19 protein-coding genes are annotated in these 17004 nt (G+C 46.1%); 8 read left to right on the top strand and 11 right to left on the bottom strand.

Annotation, left to right across the window (positions count from 1 at the left end):
• Both NE536_RS06320 and NE536_RS06325 read right to left on the bottom strand, forming a co-directional pair.
• The gene (locus tag NE536_RS06320; protein ID WP_261272157.1) at nucleotides 1-1488 is read right to left on the bottom strand and encodes a PTS transporter subunit EIIC; all 1488 of its coding nucleotides are present in this window, start codon (nucleotides 1486-1488) and stop codon (nucleotides 1-3) included.
• Entirely contained in the window at nucleotides 1440-1904 is a 465-nt protein-coding gene (locus NE536_RS06325; protein WP_107402272.1) for a flavodoxin, read from the bottom strand. The genes NE536_RS06320 and NE536_RS06325 overlap by 49 nt, the downstream gene beginning before the upstream one ends.
• A gap of 121 nt (nucleotides 1905-2025) precedes the next feature.
• Between NE536_RS06325 and NE536_RS06330 the strand changes: the two genes are divergently transcribed.
• Nucleotides 2026-2220 (top strand): hypothetical protein, encoded by a 195-nt coding sequence (locus NE536_RS06330; protein ID WP_006080971.1) that lies wholly within the window; start codon nucleotides 2026-2028, stop codon nucleotides 2218-2220.
• A gap of 233 nt (nucleotides 2221-2453) precedes the next feature.
• Here the strand turns inward: NE536_RS06330 and truC are convergent, their stop codons facing one another.
• Both truC and NE536_RS06340 read right to left on the bottom strand, forming a co-directional pair.
• On the bottom strand, nucleotides 2454-3296 hold the full coding sequence (gene truC / locus NE536_RS06335; protein ID WP_261272158.1) for a tRNA pseudouridine(65) synthase TruC: 843 nt from the start codon (nucleotides 3294-3296) through the stop codon (nucleotides 2454-2456).
• Nucleotides 3283-3603, bottom strand: coding sequence for a YqcC family protein (locus NE536_RS06340; protein ID WP_261272159.1), 321 nt, complete (start codon nucleotides 3601-3603; stop codon nucleotides 3283-3285). The genes truC and NE536_RS06340 overlap by 14 nt, the downstream gene beginning before the upstream one ends.
• A gap of 162 nt (nucleotides 3604-3765) precedes the next feature.
• Here NE536_RS06340 and NE536_RS06345 point away from each other — a divergent pair, with 162 nt between their 5' ends.
• Both NE536_RS06345 and NE536_RS06350 read left to right on the top strand, forming a co-directional pair.
• Nucleotides 3766-4779, top strand: coding sequence for a DUF3549 family protein (locus NE536_RS06345; RefSeq protein ID WP_261272160.1), 1014 nt, complete (start codon nucleotides 3766-3768; stop codon nucleotides 4777-4779).
• Entirely contained in the window at nucleotides 4776-5162 is a 387-nt protein-coding gene (locus NE536_RS06350) for a DUF3301 domain-containing protein (RefSeq protein WP_006080967.1), read from the top strand. Before NE536_RS06345 ends, NE536_RS06350 begins: the two co-directional genes overlap by 4 nt.
• Before the next feature lie 1731 nt (nucleotides 5163-6893).
• Here NE536_RS06350 and NE536_RS06355 read toward each other — a convergent pair.
• Nucleotides 6894-7199, bottom strand: coding sequence for an Mpo1-like protein (locus tag NE536_RS06355; RefSeq protein WP_220592463.1), 306 nt, complete (start codon nucleotides 7197-7199; stop codon nucleotides 6894-6896).
• Complete coding sequence (locus NE536_RS06360; RefSeq protein ID WP_012588138.1) at nucleotides 7183-7830, bottom strand: GNAT family N-acetyltransferase; 648 nt, start codon at nucleotides 7828-7830, stop codon at nucleotides 7183-7185. The genes NE536_RS06355 and NE536_RS06360 overlap by 17 nt, the downstream gene beginning before the upstream one ends.
• 148 nt (nucleotides 7831-7978) lie before the next feature.
• Here NE536_RS06360 and NE536_RS06365 point away from each other — a divergent pair, with 148 nt between their 5' ends.
• Nucleotides 7979-8212 (top strand): DUF2789 domain-containing protein, encoded by a 234-nt coding sequence (locus NE536_RS06365; RefSeq protein ID WP_106650007.1) that lies wholly within the window; start codon nucleotides 7979-7981, stop codon nucleotides 8210-8212.
• A 16-nt stretch (nucleotides 8213-8228) separates the two neighbouring features.
• Here the strand turns inward: NE536_RS06365 and NE536_RS06370 are convergent, their stop codons facing one another.
• Nucleotides 8229-8636 carry a DUF3192 domain-containing protein gene (locus tag NE536_RS06370; protein ID WP_261272161.1) on the bottom strand — a complete coding sequence of 136 codons (408 nt, stop codon included), beginning with the start codon at nucleotides 8634-8636 and terminating at the stop codon, nucleotides 8229-8231.
• A 164-nt stretch (nucleotides 8637-8800) separates the two neighbouring features.
• Between NE536_RS06370 and NE536_RS06375 the strand changes: the two genes are divergently transcribed.
• Nucleotides 8801-9184, top strand: a complete 384-nt coding sequence (locus tag NE536_RS06375; protein ID WP_261272162.1) for a hypothetical protein — start codon at nucleotides 8801-8803, stop codon at nucleotides 9182-9184.
• Entirely contained in the window at nucleotides 9184-9957 is a 774-nt protein-coding gene (locus NE536_RS06380) for a Zn-ribbon-containing protein (protein ID WP_261272163.1), read from the top strand. The genes NE536_RS06375 and NE536_RS06380 overlap by 1 nt, the downstream gene beginning before the upstream one ends.
• A gap of 154 nt (nucleotides 9958-10111) precedes the next feature.
• Here the strand turns inward: NE536_RS06380 and syd are convergent, their stop codons facing one another.
• Nucleotides 10112-10762, bottom strand: coding sequence for a SecY-interacting protein (gene syd / locus NE536_RS06385; RefSeq protein ID WP_261272164.1), 651 nt, complete (start codon nucleotides 10760-10762; stop codon nucleotides 10112-10114).
• Nucleotides 10763-10821: 59 nt separating this feature from the next.
• Between syd and queF the strand changes: the two genes are divergently transcribed.
• Nucleotides 10822-11679 (top strand): NADPH-dependent 7-cyano-7-deazaguanine reductase QueF, encoded by an 858-nt coding sequence (gene queF / locus NE536_RS06390; protein ID WP_006080957.1) that lies wholly within the window; start codon nucleotides 10822-10824, stop codon nucleotides 11677-11679.
• A 94-nt stretch (nucleotides 11680-11773) separates the two neighbouring features.
• Here queF and NE536_RS06395 read toward each other — a convergent pair whose 3' ends face one another.
• Nucleotides 11774-12715 carry a LysR family transcriptional regulator gene (locus NE536_RS06395; RefSeq protein WP_261272165.1) on the bottom strand — a complete coding sequence of 314 codons (942 nt, stop codon included), beginning with the start codon at nucleotides 12713-12715 and terminating at the stop codon, nucleotides 11774-11776.
• 123 nt (nucleotides 12716-12838) lie between these two features.
• Between NE536_RS06395 and NE536_RS06400 the strand changes: the two genes are divergently transcribed.
• Nucleotides 12839-14827 carry an alkyl/aryl-sulfatase gene (locus tag NE536_RS06400; RefSeq protein ID WP_261272166.1) on the top strand — a complete coding sequence of 663 codons (1989 nt, stop codon included), beginning with the start codon at nucleotides 12839-12841 and terminating at the stop codon, nucleotides 14825-14827.
• Between the two features lie 142 nt (nucleotides 14828-14969).
• Here NE536_RS06400 and NE536_RS06405 read toward each other — a convergent pair whose 3' ends face one another.
• Nucleotides 14970-15515, bottom strand: coding sequence for a hypothetical protein (locus NE536_RS06405; RefSeq protein ID WP_261272167.1), 546 nt, complete (start codon nucleotides 15513-15515; stop codon nucleotides 14970-14972).
• Nucleotides 15516-15706: 191 nt separating this feature from the next.
• Nucleotides 15707-16600, bottom strand: coding sequence for a 4'-phosphopantetheinyl transferase family protein (locus tag NE536_RS06410; RefSeq protein WP_261272168.1), 894 nt, complete (start codon nucleotides 16598-16600; stop codon nucleotides 15707-15709).
• Nucleotides 16601-17004: the final 404 nt, after the last annotated feature.

Below are 17004 nucleotides of genomic sequence, written 5' to 3' on the forward strand. Positions count from 1 at the left end.
CTAGCGGCGAGTATCTAAGTAACGCTGCAATACCTTACGCAAGGTTTCGGCCTTAGTGCCATAAACCACCTGCACACCTTTGCCCATCACAATTACACCCTTAGCGCCCAACTGACTCAAACGCACCTTATTAACTAACTCTGGCTTATGTACGCTCAAGCGTAACCGAGTCAAACAGGCATTCAGCTCAACGATATTGTCACGCCCACCAAGCGCCGCAATAATCGCCCGTAAACTTTCTTTTGGTCCTTTACTGTCAAGGTCGTTATGCTCAAGCCTGCCGGGCGTTTTCAAATTAAAGGCTAAAATACTCAACCTAAACAACAGGTAATATATGATGGCGGTCAAAGGTCCGAGGAAAATAAACCAGCTGGCATTACGGGACAATGGAAATAACAGCGTAAAGTCCACCAGCCCTTGGGAGAACACTATGCTGTGGTGAATATCGAGCATGATACAGACAAAGTAAGCGAGCCCAGTGAGTAAGGCGTGAATGATAAATAGGATTGGCGCCACAAACATAAAGGCAAATTCGATAGGTTCAGTCACCCCAGTTAACCAACTGGCCGCCCCCGCCGAGAGCATAATGCCCGCCACGCGATTGCGCTCAGAGGGATCGGCGCAGCGCCACATTGCCAGCGCCGCCGCAGGTAATCCCCACATTTTAATCAGATAACCACCGGCAAGGTTTCCCGCCTGCGAATCGCCCGCTAAATAACGCGCCACCTCACCACGGACGACTTCATGCCCTAATAACTGATATTGACCCACTTCTAAGTAAAAAGGCGCATTCCAAATATGGTGCAACCCAAGGGGAATAAGTAACCGCTCTAATGCGCCATACACGCCAAAGGCAATGGCTGGTTTTTGATAAACCGCCCAGTCAGATACTCGCTCAATCAATAGCGCTAAAGGTGGCCACACATGGGCGAGTACATAACCTAAGCCCATCGCTAAGGGAATGATCAGCAAAGATGCACTGCGGCGTCCCTCAAAGAAGGAGAAAATCGCAGGCAAACGTATATATTGACTCCAGCGCACCGCAAGACAAGTAATACCGCCGAGCATCATGCCACCCGCAATCCCCGTATCTAAGGTATCCATCCCCAATAAAGGCTGGGTTGGGAGTCGATATAAATCGGCCAGTGCGGCTAATGTCGCCGTCATCACCCCATAACCAAACACCGCCGTAAAGGCGGCAATGCCTTGATCGCGGCAAAAGCCAATAGCGACCGCCACGGCAAATAACATCGGCATGATGGCGAAAATGAGCTTGCCCACCGCCAACATCAACACTGTCAGCTCTTCGGGCATAAAAGGAATAGGACTAACGGTGAGGCCGAGCATGACCCCAGCGGCGGGTAAAATGGCAATAGGAATAAGCAGCGCTTGGCTTAAGCGCTGGGCAAATTTAAACCACTGCTGAGTAACAAAACTGCCTAAGCGACGAGCTCGGTCTTGACGACTTGATTCCAGCGTTCTAGCCATTTTATCGCTTCAACCTCAGGTTCCATGGTTTCACAGGCATCAATTTCTAATAATTCTACAAGGGGTTTAGCGCCAAGCTCACTCAAGAGCACATCAACAGCCCTACCGGCGCCGCAGAAAGTTTCATAACTTGAATCACCCAGTGCGATCACACTGTAGTTAAGCTCGGGCAAATAGGGCGCAAGATTTTTAAGATTATGATACCAAGGCTGAATATCTTCGGGTAAGTCCCCTTGGCCCGTCGTAGAAGTCACCACGACTAACAATTCATCCTGCGGAGGAATAAAGCTGGCGACGTCATTCGGTTGCCACAATGTTACATCATAACCTAAAACTTGCATTTCTTTCTCTAGGGTTTCGGCGGCAAATTGTGCACTACCATAGACAGTGCCAAACACCAGATTCACCTTTTTCATGATACACTCCACATTGCGTTGCAAACCTTATTAGGCTGACCTTACTTTATTGTTCAGCGGATGGGCAAGCTAAGGCGCAAAATTTTTATAAATCAAGTCATTGAGCATGAGGAAACATCTGATGCGACAGTCCACCCGCCAAAAACACCTCAAGCAACACCACAAAACAACCCATATTCGACGTAAAAATTATTTCCACTCCGCCCAGCAAAATCTCACATCGCCACTCGCGCCTACCTCTGGATTCTCAACCTTAGCCGTCATGATGCAAGAACTGCGTCCACAAACCGCACAAACTCCACAACGCCTCGACTAATTACCGCCAGACTCATTTTGATTGGACAGTTTTAATTGAACCGTTTTAATTGAACAGTGTTGATTCGACTGTTATGGGTTCGATAGTTTTGATTCGACTGCTTTCGTGTCAATAACCAAGCCAAGCGAATGACTTTTGATGCCGCTCACTTGGCTGACGGCCAATTATGTCCAGATTGTCTCAGTTGAGATTGTCTGAGTTAAGGTCATGAGTTACGCATTTCCAGCTGGTATTTAATACGTGGCGATTAACAACTCAGCCTGTTGACTTAAGGTCGCCTCGTCCCAACCTAGCTCGGCAAACACGGTTTCCCACTCAGGCTCGAGCTCGGTTTCTATGCTGAGCCGAACTTGAGTGACAGGATGGGTGAAGCTGAGCTTTTTCGCGATAAGCCACAGGCGATTAATGCCAAAATGCTCGCGAAAAAACGCATTTTGCTTACCATCACCATGGGTGGTATCACCGACAATAGGGTGACGTAAATGCGCCATATGTCTTCTGAGCTGATGTTTACGCCCCGTTTTAGGGCTCAAGCGTACCAGTGCAAATCGGCTAGTGGGATATCGGCCTGACGGATACGGAATCTCAGTATTGAGTAATGGCTCATAAGCCGTCACAGCTTCCTGCGCGGCTTTGTTAGGATCGGCATTCTTATCGCCTAATTCATCTAACTCAACCTTAAGCGCATAGTCTAAAATACCGCTCTCATGCATATTACCGCGCACTAAAGCCAAATATTGTTTTTCAATCGTATGGGAGGCAAATTGCTCACACAGTGCATTGGCGACTTCACTGCTCTTGGCAAACAAGAGCACACCAGATGTCGGCCTGTCGAGACGATGAACAGGGAACACATGACAGCCGACTAAGTCGCGGGTCAGCTGCATGGCAAAAAATCGCTCCCGACGCGCTAAATAACTGCGGTGGACCAATAAGCCTGCAGGTTTATGAATTGCCACTAAGTGCGCATCTTCATAAAGAATTTCAATCTCAGGCGCCTGCTCTTCTGAATCATCCTCTTGGGATGCATTCAGTGCATTTTCAGGCGTTTCAAGCCAGATATCATCTTGATTCATTTAACAACATATCCAATTCATTCAATACGCCAATCAGAGCTTGGCGCGGGGGCATATCCTGCCAAACATGTTCAGCCATAGGGGCTATCGCTATTTGCGTCGGCAATGGCGCACCCGTTTCGATTAACATCTGCATTCTAGGCAGTAAAATAAACTGCAACCACTGCTCAAGGGGCATAAGATCACAGGCAAAAGGCGCTGTGCTTGCCATTGCCTCGGCAGAGGGCGCTTGCTCAGACCACAACTCGGCCGCTTGCAGCGCTTGGGCAATCTGAGCCAATTTAGCTTGGGTTTGACTGTATAACATAGCTTTCAGATCCATTCTAATGTTAGCCGTTGTGATTAAGGAACTTGCCATAATCCACAGGCCGAATAGGTCGATTAAAGTGCCGCAATCATACCATCCAGACGCACTTCCCCCTATAATGGCGCCAATTTATTGAGCCTCTTTGATTGATATGGCAGCCAAATGACTGAAATTACAACTTTAAGCCAGTTTTTAACCACAGCCAAAACCCAGTTCCAAGTGTATGATCTTGGCCGTAGGGTGCAACATATTGATATGCTCGCGTTTCACCAAATAGAATCTCTCGCTACCCCTTATCCTTACCCCATTCAAGGACATGCGCAGTTTGCTATCGTCTTTTGGGATGCCAGTCAGCAACACTTTATTTGGTTTCTAAAGTTGGCCTTAGATGAGCAAGGATTACTGTCGCCTGCACCGCGCTCACAATTTATCGAAATGATATTAGCGGCATTAGGGCAAGATCCCACTCAGCCACTCAGTGAAGAGCAGCAAGAACGACTCGCGAATAATCCGTTTAACTTCAAGCCAAGCCAAGAAAAACTCGCCGTATTCAACGCGCTTGTTCGTAAACAACTCGGCCAACGCGCGTCATCGCAATACGAATTTGCCGTGCAGTATTTGTCAGGCCAAGTTGCCCCAGCTCAATGGCAACATATTGGGATGCAAGGCATAGCCGATGTGTGTGCGCGCGCAAATGAATTTGATCATGAGCAGCAGTTAGTATCGAGTTTTGACACCGCCGCCATTGAAGTGCAAATCGCCCTATGCCAATGTCTTGAACACTTACTGATTAGCGACACACTCGCCGATAAAATTCTCGCAAAACTTCAAGATGCAGCCCCAGAGCACCAAGCCTATTTCCTACGGGCTTTGGCTTCTAGCGCCAAACACAGCCAACAAGCGTTTGAGCATCTACACGGCCAAGCCTCTTTAGATACCAATGCCCTCATCAGCATTGCCGGACGTAACTGGTCGGTCTTAAAACAAGATTCAAGTCGCAGTCTTTACTTAGAAGCCCTAGCACTGCAGCCCCAAGCCTTTTTTAATCAGGTCTTTGCTGATATTGTGGCTATTCCTAGTTTGCGCAATCAACTGCTAGGCGAGTTAAGAAATCCCAATCGAAGCATTCAACTATCACAAGCCATAGGTGGTTTGTTTAAGGCAGCAAGCAAATGATGTCAGATTTACTGTTAATTATTGGCCTCGTCGTGATTGCCGCATTTTTTTGGCAGTTACGCCAAATGGCAGAGCTGAGCCGTATTTTTGCCGAAAAAGAATGCTGGCGACAAAAAGTGCAACTGTTAGCCATAGCAATGGAAACCGCCCGCCCAAGTATTGGCGGCACCACGGGGATTTGTTGGAAAGCGAAATATTTATTTGAATTCAGCACCGACGGTATTAACCAGTACAGTGGCCATATTTGGATGCAAGGTAAGAAAATTCAAAAAATAGAATGGCCTATCTTCCCAGAGCCAGAATGGCAAGAGGCGCCGACAGCGCAGGGGAAATTTGGCGGTTGTGGTACGCAAAGCGGCTGTAGCTCAGGCAAATGCCATTAAGCTTTTATCGACAATGTTGGCTCAAATAAGCTGTTCGCCAGAATTGAGAATAATCAGTTATTCTCTGGTGCTGCAAAATAACTCACTGTAAAAGTTAAAAAAGAAAGGGCGCGGCCCTAAAGCCACGCCCTCCTATTCTCTGTTAAGCTATCCCGCTATTTTTGTGCTCCCTGCACCATCCATGCGTCAATCTGCGTCCTGCTTCATCCCTGCTCAATCCTTGAGGTCCTTGTACTCATGTACTTCCCTATCTCTTGGTCATCCAGTCCCAAGCTTGCTCTTTCCTGAGCGGTTCCATCATCATCCATGAAACGGGTATTGCATCCATTCAATTGCACTCCCTGTGCCATTGCCATCCTATGCAATGAGTCTATCAATCCTTGATAGTCTCCCTTCCTTGGTATTGGCTATCTTTCATCCTGAAAGGCCTATATCCCTATCATTCCTTAAGTCACATTCCTTAGTCACTGTTCGATCATCCTGATCGCCAACATCCTGTTGCCCGTAATTCCTTCTACAAGATGAATTCTACGCCAACCAACAAAAGTACTCATTGCGGATTATTTAAAATGTTAACGAAAAAAGTGAGCTTAACAGATGAAAAATAGACTAACCGGCTGATATAAATAAAAATAATAACCAAAGCCAAGACATAACCACCCCTTTAACTTACAAATTACTTACATACTTGTGAGAGATCTCTTACACGGAGGATGGCAATTCGAATCAAAAGTAAGCAAAGCGCTAGATGTTCTCCCCTGAAGGACTTATGCATAAACCGCTATCGCTCAAAGTTCGACAAGCATTCGTGCATGACCAAAACACAGTCAATACAGAGAGTAAATCATCGGGCAATAAGAGGAGTAGACTGGTAAACATGCTTTACGGTGATAAGTCTTTAAGCAGAGTTAAGCTAAAGTCCATGTGAATAGCTTTATAGCTTGGCAAAGCGAGATTAATGCTGAAAATGAACCAAAGAAAAGGGCGCAACTAAAGTGCGCCCCATTTATCCTTTGTAAGCCGTCCTGCTCGATTTGTGCTCCCTGCACCATCCATGCGTCTGCTTGCTTCCTGCGTCGTCCCTGTAATTCCTTTTCGTCCCTGTGTATCAAACTTGCGTGAGATAACACTCAGTCCTTTGACCTGTAAATCCATTTTACAGAGCCTGTCACTTCCTATGACTTCTTCCTATTGCATCCTGCAAAAATTTGTCTTCCATAGAGTAGTACAAGCTGTTCACCCTTATACTTTATCCTTGTCTCGACACATCCTGTCTCGAGTTCATGCTTAATCCTTAAGCGTGTCCTGTATTCTTCCTGAAATTCATCATCCTGACGATACGACTCACTGTCTCTAATCATCCTTGAAAAGCAATCCTGCTTTTCCTTAGCCTATCCTAGGCGAATGACAGTTTTCCTACCGTCAGCGATTTCAACCATGAAATCTTAATTCGTTGCTTCTTGCGTCCCTTTGGCCTGTTTCGCTTTCCTTGCTATCCATTTGCTTTGGCCATGAGTGAATTCTACGTTAACCATGACTTTTTTGTTCGGCTCAAAGAACGGACTACAAAAGAAATTACGACCGAACAGGAGAAAGATAAATACAAACTAATGATTTAATTAAAAATTAAACCAATAAGAACAAAAAACAATCAAAAAGAAAACATTATGTCCTACAGCGTTTGTAAGCGATCTCTCACACGGGTATGGGCATCTCACTCGGGCGGCTTTTTTAACGCTTAAAAATGCCGCGGATCATCTGAGCAAACATCACCCAATCTGCCATCAAACTGTAAAAGGGATACTGAAATGTCGCGGGTCGATTCTTCTCGAATACTAAGTGTCCCACCCACGCAAAACCGTAGCCAACGACCGGAATAAACCAACATAGCCACCAGGCTTGTGAAACCAAGGCAATGCCAATCAGCAGCAGGACTAAGCAACTGCCAACAAAGTGTAATTGCCGGCAAGTTGGGTGCTGGTGTTGGGATAAATAGAAAGGATAAAAATCGGCGAACCGTTTATAAGAGTGAGTCATCTTGTTGAACCGAATAGAATAATAACTGACCATGGACACTGCCGATATTGAGCTCGCCTAAAGAGACAAAGTCATGCTGGGTAAATAATTGCAGATGACTCTCCTGAGCGACAAACACACCAATGCCATCCAAATCCGGCTGTTCATCACACCAACTCACTACCGCTTGCACTAACTTATGTCCGAGTCCTTTATGCTGCTCGTTCGGTGCAAGGGCGATAAACTGCAAAATACCGCAGTGCTTACTGGGTAAGAGTTCGACAATACTGGACTCTTTTTTCATCAAAGCTTGGGTCGATTGCCAGCCCGTACCTAACAACATTTTTAAGCGCCAATGCCAGTAACGCCCTTCTCCCAAAGGCACTTCTTGCGTTACCACACAGGCTAAACCAACCAGTCTGTCATGGTCGAACAAACCTATGAGTGCTTGTTTTTGTTGCCATAACGTATTGAGTTCTTCGCGGATCGCGGCGCGCAGTTTTTGCTCGTAAGCGGCTTTATCTGAGGTAAAAAGTGAATCGACAAAAAAAGGGTCATCATGGTAAGCGTTGTAGAGGATAGAAGCGGCAATGCGTAAGTCTTCCGCGGTCAAATAGACTGCACGGCAGTCTTCCAAGGTCTCATTATCCATTATTAGTATTCCTTGACTTAGCTCACACTTTTATGAGTAACAATCAATTTACCAAGGAAACAGAAAAGTGCAAATTTTAATCATAGATTGCATTTTTCAATCAGGCGTTTACTCTAAACGAAGGCACTATACTGAAAAGGAAATAATGATGGATACTACGCCAGTAGACTTAAGCCACTTATTCGAGCAACTCGGTTTAGACAGTAGCGATGAAGCCATAGCGCAATTTATTGCAACCCATGATATCGACCATCACATCCATCTAAGCCAAGCGCCCTTTTGGACCCCTGCTCAAAAGAGCTTTATCATCGAAGGCCTAGAAGCGGATGCTCAATGGACTGAGCCCATTGAGCAACTTGATACTCAGCTACGTAAATTATAAAACAAAACGCGCGGGGTTAAATTTTGCTGTAAGCCGTTTCACCCCAACCCACTAAGGCATTGTTGCTCAGCACGATAGGTGTGCATTCGTCCTTAGTGGTTTTTCCATCTCCATTATTGCGCTGGGTACGATAAAACAACACTAAGACTTCATTATTGGCTTCACCTTGTTGAGCACTTTGTTGAATATAGGCTTCACTAAAATCAGCGGTGCCCATTAAGATCATCACTTGGTCTTTAGGCATGCCTAAGCTCAGTTTGGTTAAGTTAGTGCGGTTTTTATCCTGCACTTTCTCCCATGATTCGCTGCTATCCCAACCCGATTCGCCATCACCGACATTGACCACACAGCCGCTAAGACCTAAGCTTGCAAGCCCTAAAAACGTGATGGCGATAAGTTTGTTATTCAATTTATGGTTAATCATGTGACATCCTGTGTAATTATTATTTTTGCTTAAAAAAACGATTTAGGCAGGACAATAAGCAAAATAGATGCCAAATGACAACACACTGTTTTTAAATGAAAAAACTTACACGACCTTTTGGGATTAGTTTAAATCATTCAACAAATTAAGGAATTTTGCTAATTATGAGTCCACTTGACCAAGTATTAGCGGCTGCGCGTTCACTCGAAGCCTGCGGTAAAGTACCGAGCCTTGCCTTAATTAAAACCCGTTTAGGTAGCAGCCTACCTTTACCTATATTGATCCAAGGCCTACAGCAATTTAAATCTATGCCTAAGGCGGATCGCGAGCGTTTAGCCGAGTTGCAAGCCATCAGCCCGACAACCGAAGCCGCTGCAACTAACGATACCTTGACGCTTGCACTGCTTGCCAAGCGTCTGCAGATACAACAGACACATTTTGAACGTCATGCTGAGCAGCAAAAAGCAGAAATAATGCAATTAAAAAACGAACTGCTTGAACTTAAACAACGCATCAACCTATTAGAATCCCAAGGAAAAACCGCTTAATGTTTGTCACTGAACTGCGTTTTGAATGCTTCGCCGACACCACTATATCTGCCGCCGAAAAAGCCATTAATCAGCTCCTCGAAGCCTATCGAGCTAACGGCCAAATCTTAGGGCGAGAATTTGCGGTCGCCTTTAATGACGGTGAGTTTAGAGTGCGTTTACTGATGCCAGAGAAAAGCAGTTTAGCGCATAAATATCACAGCCCTTGGGTCAAAAAAGCCTTAGCAGAGTTAACCGACGCTAAGCTACTCGCGCCGCGGGAAAAGTTTATCGGTCAGGACATTAATTCTGAGGTCAGCAATACCGACACACCGAGCTGGCAACTGCTGTATACCAGCTTTGTACACATGTGCTCGCCCCTGCGCAGCGGCGATAATCTACTGCCGATTCCCTTATATCGACTTCCAGCAACCTTTAATGGCGATCACAAACGCATTATCCGTTGGCAGAGCGAATGGCAAGCCTGTGACGAGTTACAAATGGCGGCGGCCACCAAAGCAGAATTTGCCGCACTCGAGGAAGTATCGAGTCCAGACAGTGATTTATTTCGTAGAGGTTGGGATTTGCGCGGCCGTATCGAATATCTCACGAAAATCCCGACTTATTACTACTTATACCGCGTCGGTGGTCAAGATTTAGCCTCAGAAAAAGCGCGACCTTGCCCACGTTGTGGCAGCCATGATTGGAAACTCGATGAACCTTTATTGGATATGTTCCACTTTCGCTGCGAGCCTTGCCGCATAGTATCGAATCTGTCTTGGGATCATCAGTAACATCATTTTATCCCGCCAAAGACCTCAACCTAAGATAAGCCATGCTTAGGTTGAGCGTTCACGCTCAAACTCAGTGTGGTAGAGCATTCACACTCTGGCTAAACGTGGTAGAAGGCTGAGAGCTCGCCGCAAGATAGCGTCAAGCTCCCGCCAACTAGCGTTTACCGAAGAGGTTTTGCCACATACGTTTAAAGCTGGCAAAAATCCCAGGATGTTCTAATGCGGGCATCGGCAGTTCTTCATGTTTAACGGGCGGTGCTATCCGTGGCGATATTGCTTCGATAAACGCAGTCAAACTCGAGGCCAATTGCTCTGATTGCACTTCACCAGGGATTTCAATCCACACGCTGCCATCACTGTTGTTGATGGTGAGCATTTTATCGCCCTCATCTAATAGGCCAATGAACCACGTCGATGGCTGCTTGAGCTTTTTCTTCATCATCAGATGACCAATCAGATTTTGCTGCAGGCAGGTAAAATCATCCTCATTCCACACTTGCAGTAACTCACCCGTGCCCCATTTTGAGTCGAACAATAACGGCGCAGAAAAATACAGACCGTAAAAATGATTAATTTCCGGCCACAAAGTCAACTCAAGCGCATGCTCAACATTGGCAAAACTGCCTTCGACTTCGCGTTTCACCGGCTGCCAAGAAACGGCTTGATCAAGATCAGCATGAAATTCGCCTTGAATACACACAGAAGGCTCACCCTGTGGGTAATAACGCGGTAGTTCACCTAAACTCGTTAGGTAAGCTTGATGGTAGTTTTGCAAAAATTTATCGAGTGCGGGCAGACAAGACACTTAAGCACAATCCAATTTCAGGTATAATGTGCGCCTATTTTGACATGGAAACAGTATTGATGACACAGAATCACGATCCCTATAGTGATGCGCAAGCGCTTGTTGGCCTGACTTTAGGTAAAGCCACAGACTATCAAGCCGAGTATGATGCGTCGCTGCTGCAAGGGGTTCCACGCTCACTAAACCGTAATGCTATTGCACTAACTGGGACGTTACCGTTTCATGGTGCCGATATCTGGACGGGTTATGAGCTGTCTTGGTTAAATGCTAAAGGTAAGCCTATGGTGGCCATAGCTGAATTTCATTTAAGCTATGAAAGCCTGAACCTGATTGAGTCGAAATCGTTCAAACTGTATCTCAATAGCTTTAATCAAACCAAGTTCGATAGCATAGATTCACTGCAAAAGACCTTAGTCGCAGACTTAAGCCAATGTGCTCAAGGTGATATTAGCGTTAAAATCATCGAACCAAAAAGCTTTGGCATTCAGCGTATTATCGAGTTACCAGGCACGTGTATTGACGATCTCGATATTGAAGTCAGCGATTATAGTTTTAATCCTGATTACTTGGAAAACAGCACGGACGATAAGCAAACGGTTGCGGAAACGCTTAATTCAAACCTGCTGAAATCCAACTGTTTGATCACTTCGCAACCCGACTGGGGTAGCGTAATGATCCGTTATCAAGGGCCTAAAATCGATCGCGAGAAACTGCTGCGCTATTTGATTTCTTTCCGCCAACATAACGAGTTCCACGAGCAATGTGTCGAGCGGATTTTTGTCGATTTGAAGCGTTTCTGTCATTGCACTAAATTGACCGTTTACGCCCGCTATACGCGCCGCGGCGGTTTAGATATCAACCCGTATCGCAGTGACTTCGAGCAACCTGGCGAAAGCCACAGACTCGCAAGGCAGTAATTAACGTTCGTTCGAGTATCAGATTACGAACTAAGGTTTAGAACTGAGAAAAAACCAAGGTTACATACCGAAACTAAGCTCTGAATCACTAGCCCTAGTTGCTAACAAGATTCAGAGCTTTTTCATTGACTGTGCTCGCACTGGCATCGAGCAATAAGTTTCGCAGCCATTGATGACTCGGGTTTTGGGTGTATTTACTGCTCCACACCATATACAAATCAATGGGTCTTGTTTTCAGTGGCATAGGTAAAATTTGGATGCCGAACATCTCGGCGTACTGACTGGCGTACCGCAAAGGCGCTATACCTATCGCCTCACTTTTGCCTACGGTAGCAAACATACTCAATAAAGATGACTGCTCACTATACATCCTGCGCCTTGGCAACACGCCTTCGGTAAACAAATCCCCCGCAGTAAGATTAAAACGCCGCATATTCAAAAAAACATGTTTCTCCTCAAAATACTGCTCATGGGTGATGGCGCCTTGAATCCGAGGATGCTGCCGACTGACGATACACACTAAGGTTTCAGTGCAGAGTAACTTGCTCGAGAGCAAACTTTGCTGCGCGGGTTTAATGTCTATCGCCACCGCAACCCGCTCAAGCAAGATATCGCGATATAAATCAGCCTCCTGAGGTGGTGATTCACGGAAAATTACTTCAATGTCCGCATTCTGCAATAACGCCTGCACACCGGTTTGTAGCGCTTCGATAACCGACTCATTGGCATACACATAAAAGCGCCGCTGGCTACACTTTGGGTCAAAATGCTCAAACCCTAGCAATACGGTTTCAATATCTGCCATCGGCTGCTCAAACTTACGGTACATTTCCCGCGCCACTGCCGTCGGTTCAATTCCCCTCCCAACCCGATTGAACAGTGACTCCCCGACCCATACCCTAAATCGACTGATCGCATTACTGACTGAAGACTGAGTTAAATCCAGTTCATCAGCCGCTTGCGTGAATGAACGAGTACGGTAAACCACCATAAACACGCGCAATAAGTTTAAATCTAACGGCTTTTGTGTCGGCATAAGGGAAAGCACTCATTCACAATATGAATATTACAACCCAAGCTAACTCGAGTTATCTAAATACACAAGCTGTCTATACTCAAACCATCAACGACACACTCTCTCTTATCTGTAGGTAAAATTATGCAAAAATCTTTGATCACATTGAGTATTATCGCAACGTTCTCCCTTAGCGCGACAGCGGCAGAACACGAGCATGAACATATCAGCCTGCACTATCAGGGAAAGCCTGCGACCCAGCAAACTACTGAGGTCAACAAGGCCACAGCAGCCACTCTAAATTACACAGATAAAAAAGCCTTTGAAGAGTTCTCTAAGAATCTCATCGCCGAACTCGATGAACCAACAGCCGCCATTTTGCGCACTGAATTTAGCTTTATCGGCGACAAAACCCCAGACACTGTCAACCCCTCACTCTATCGCCAAGCCCAGTTGAATATGGTGTCTAACGGCTTATACAAGGTCACAGAGGGGATTTACCAAGTTCGCGGTACTGACTTGTCGAACTTAACCCTTATCCGCGGTAAAACGGGGTGGATCCTTTATGACGTGCTGCTCACCAAAGAAGCGGCAAAGTTATCATTGGAATTTGCCCGAAAAAACTTGCCTGAGGGTAATGACTTACCTGTGGTCGCTATGATTTATTCCCACAGCCATGCGGACCATTTTGGCGGCTCCCGCGCCATTAAAGACATGTACCCTAAGGTCAAAGTCTATGGTTCCAATAATATTACCAAAGAAATTGTCGACGAAAATGTTCTCGCCGGTAATGCCATGAGCCGCCGCGCCGCCTATCAATACGGCGCAACATTAGAGCGCAACGAGCAAGGCATTGTCGATGCCGCACTCGCAAAAGGATTGTCCAAAGGCGAAGTGACCTACGTGAAACCCGATACCACCCTCAACAGCAAAGATAAGTGGGAAACACGCACCATTGATGGCATAGAAATGGTGTTTATGGATGCCTCAGGCACAGAAGCCGCCTCAGAAATGGCCACCTATATTCCCTCAATGAAGGCCTTATGGACGGGCGAACTCACCTACCATGGCATGCACAACATTTACACCTTGCGCGGTGCAAAAGTCCGTGACGCCATCAAATGGTCTAAAGACATCAATGCATTGCTGACACGCTTTGGCGATGATGCGCAGGTTCTTTTTGAGGCCCATTCAGCACCTGTCTTTGGCAATGCGGATGTCAATGCTTACCTCAGAATGCAAAGGGATAACTATGGTCTAGTGCATAATCAAACCCTGCGTTTAGCCAATAATGGCGTAGGTATTCAAGATATTGGCGATGCAATTCAAACCACTATCCCTAAAGCGGTGCGCGATACTTGGTATACCAATGGTTACCATGGCACCTACAGCCATAATGCCAAAGCCGTGTACAACATGTATTTAGGCTATTTCGATATGAATCCAGCCAACTTAAACCCGCTCCCGACAAAGGAGGAAGCGGCCAAATTTGTCGAGTATATGGGCGGTGCTAAAGCCGTACTCAAACATGCTAAAGCCGACTATGCCCAAGGCGAATACCGTTTCGTGGCAACGGCACTGAATAAAGTGGTCATGGCAGAACCCGATAACGAAAAGGCAAGACAATTACTGGCTGATACCTATGAACAACTGGGTTACCAAGCGGAAGGTGCAGGCTGGCGCAACATTTATCTTACTGGCGCCCAAGAGTTACGCACAGGGATCCAACCCGGCGCACCCAAATCGGCATCGGCAGATATTTTAGGTGAAATGGAGATCTCGACTCTGTTTGACTTCCTCGCCGTAAAAGTCGATAGCATCAAGGCTGCTGAACTTGGACTGTTAAGGCTTAATGTGATTAACCCCGATACCAAAGAAACACTCTACGTCGAGCTAAGCAACGGTAACTTAAGCAATATTAAGGTTGATAAACCAATGGAGGCCGACACCAATCTTTATATTGATAAGCGCTACATTACCGGGATTTTACTCGGCAAAGTGACCCTCAAAGACTTACTTGCCAACGGCACGGCCAAACTAGAAGGCGATAAAGCGGCCTTCGGTAAGATAGCGTCGACCTTAGTAAAATTTGATGAAAACTTTGAAATCGTCCCACTTCCGAACGCTAAGTAGTGACATCAACGCCCTGATGATTCAGGGCGTTTTTATGGAAAAAGATTAACTAGCGTATATTCGCCTTGAACGGCTCTAGCACTGGGGGATTGGCATCATGCCAAGCAGATTCAGGATGATGTTGTCAGTTCAGAAAGCAGCATTAGTTAGCAGAGGCTGGCGTTGGCGCTACAGTTTTACACTCAAGTAATAATTGCTGGAAATGTGCGCCTAAATCTTGCTGGGCAAATTGCTCGCTCGCGGTCGCCATTTGCTTAAGGCTTTGTAAGGCTTGATCTAAACCTTGTTGCTCGATAAGGCTTTTAGCATAGGCCGCCGCATCGGCGCCCTTTTGTAACAGACTCGCTACCTGATCAAAACTGATGTCTTGCTGCATCACTTTCTGCAAGTCACCCAGTAATTCAGCCACCTTGGCCGACTCCACCAGCGAGCCTTCAACATTCACTAACTTGCCAAGCGGATCTTGGCTCAGTTTTTCAGCCACGCAGGCCGAAACTGTGCCCGCCGCTGCGCTTTGGGCCACAACATCTAAGCCATTAGCACGAATTTGCTCAACCACTTGCTGCAATTGTGGATCTTGGGCTAACCAAGCCTGCTCTAATTGTTGCTTTTCATCGCCACCAAAATAACCACAACCAGATAGCAACACCAGCATAGTAGCCGGTAACATGCACTTAATCTGTTTCATTGCTAAACCTCATTTAATCCATTCAAATTCAAAATATTATCGGCGTGACTATACCCAGCAATGTTTAACCGAAGATGAATTAAACTGGTTGATAGCAAGATAAGACGGAGAAAGAACCATGGCTAAATGCGATCGCGAACTTCAGCGGTTTATCTGAGTTTACTGGCGTGAAAAAACACGCACTTTCGTCGTTAATCAGCAACAAGTAAGCACTCTATACTGCTCAGCTGTGCGGTTAGCTTTAAAGGAAGACTGGCGTTACCGGCATGCGCTAGGCTAATGGCAAAGCGATACTCCTCGGTCAAACGACCAAAATGTGCCTGCCAATGCATAGGGTCTGCTAAATCCAGTGTGTGTATTGGAATTTGTAGCGGGACTTGTAATGAAATATGTGGATAAACATTAAGCCTCTCTGCTACGCCGCAGGATTGCCTTAATGCGGCATCTTGACAGGATAGCTCAAGCGATTCGACTGCCAGTTGTTCGAACGGCTTTAGTTCAAAGGCGAAAGATTTAAGCGACTGCGCTAAACCGAGTCCTGTGGCCTTGATATAGGACTCCTTTAACGCCCATAAATCGAAAAAGCGCTGCCGCTGACTTGCTTCATCGGCAAGAGCGAGCAAGGCTGACGTTTCTTGGGGAGAAAAATAATGATTTAGGATTGGATAGATATCCGTCTTCGGCCGCGATCTTTCAATATCGACCCCAAATAAACCAGACTCAACGCCATGAAACTGAGCCACACCAATCAATAACCAATCGCCGCTATGGCTTAGGTTAAACTCAAGCCCAGTTTGCTGCCGTAATGCCGTCGTTAAGCTCGGTTTACCCTTAGCGCCATATTCGAAACACCAATCCTGTGGCGATAAATCTGCATAGTGAGATAACACGGCCCGCAACGCTGCCCTGACCTGTAATCCCTTCATTTGCGCCTTGGGATCGCGATAACGCGCAACCTTTGCCAGTTCATCCTCACTTAACCAAGACTCGGCGAGTGATATTTGCGGCAATGAAATATCGCTCAGTGGAATAAAAAATAGATCCACATTCACGCCGTTTTTGCTAGATGCTAGAGAGTCGGTCATTCGAGAGCCTAGCTGTACAAAGCTCTGCGGCTGATGAGTTATCATTGGCTGGCTTTCTGGAGAGCACTTAGCGGCATTCTGTTCAGGATTCATTTATGTGAGTTCATTTATCTGGATTTATTATTGTTCGGGTTCATTTATCTGGGTTCACTATTATCTGACTCATTAGCCATCTTATATAGTCGGATCAGTGCTATATCACGCCTTAGAGCCAATGCCAGCAAAAAATCAGTAGCAAAATAAGTGGCGAAATCTACAACGCAATATTTAGTGCAATGCCTAGCCCATCTTTAGCTCGTTTTCAACGCTATAAGCCACACAAACAGTCGCTCAAGTTAGCCGTTTCAGCCGCACAGTTTCACTCATCACAGAGGAGGCTTAAGCCAATATTGGGCTATTTTACC

This window comes from Shewanella septentrionalis (assembly GCF_025370265.1).
Lineage (GTDB): Bacteria > Pseudomonadota > Gammaproteobacteria > Enterobacterales > Shewanellaceae > Shewanella > Shewanella hafniensis.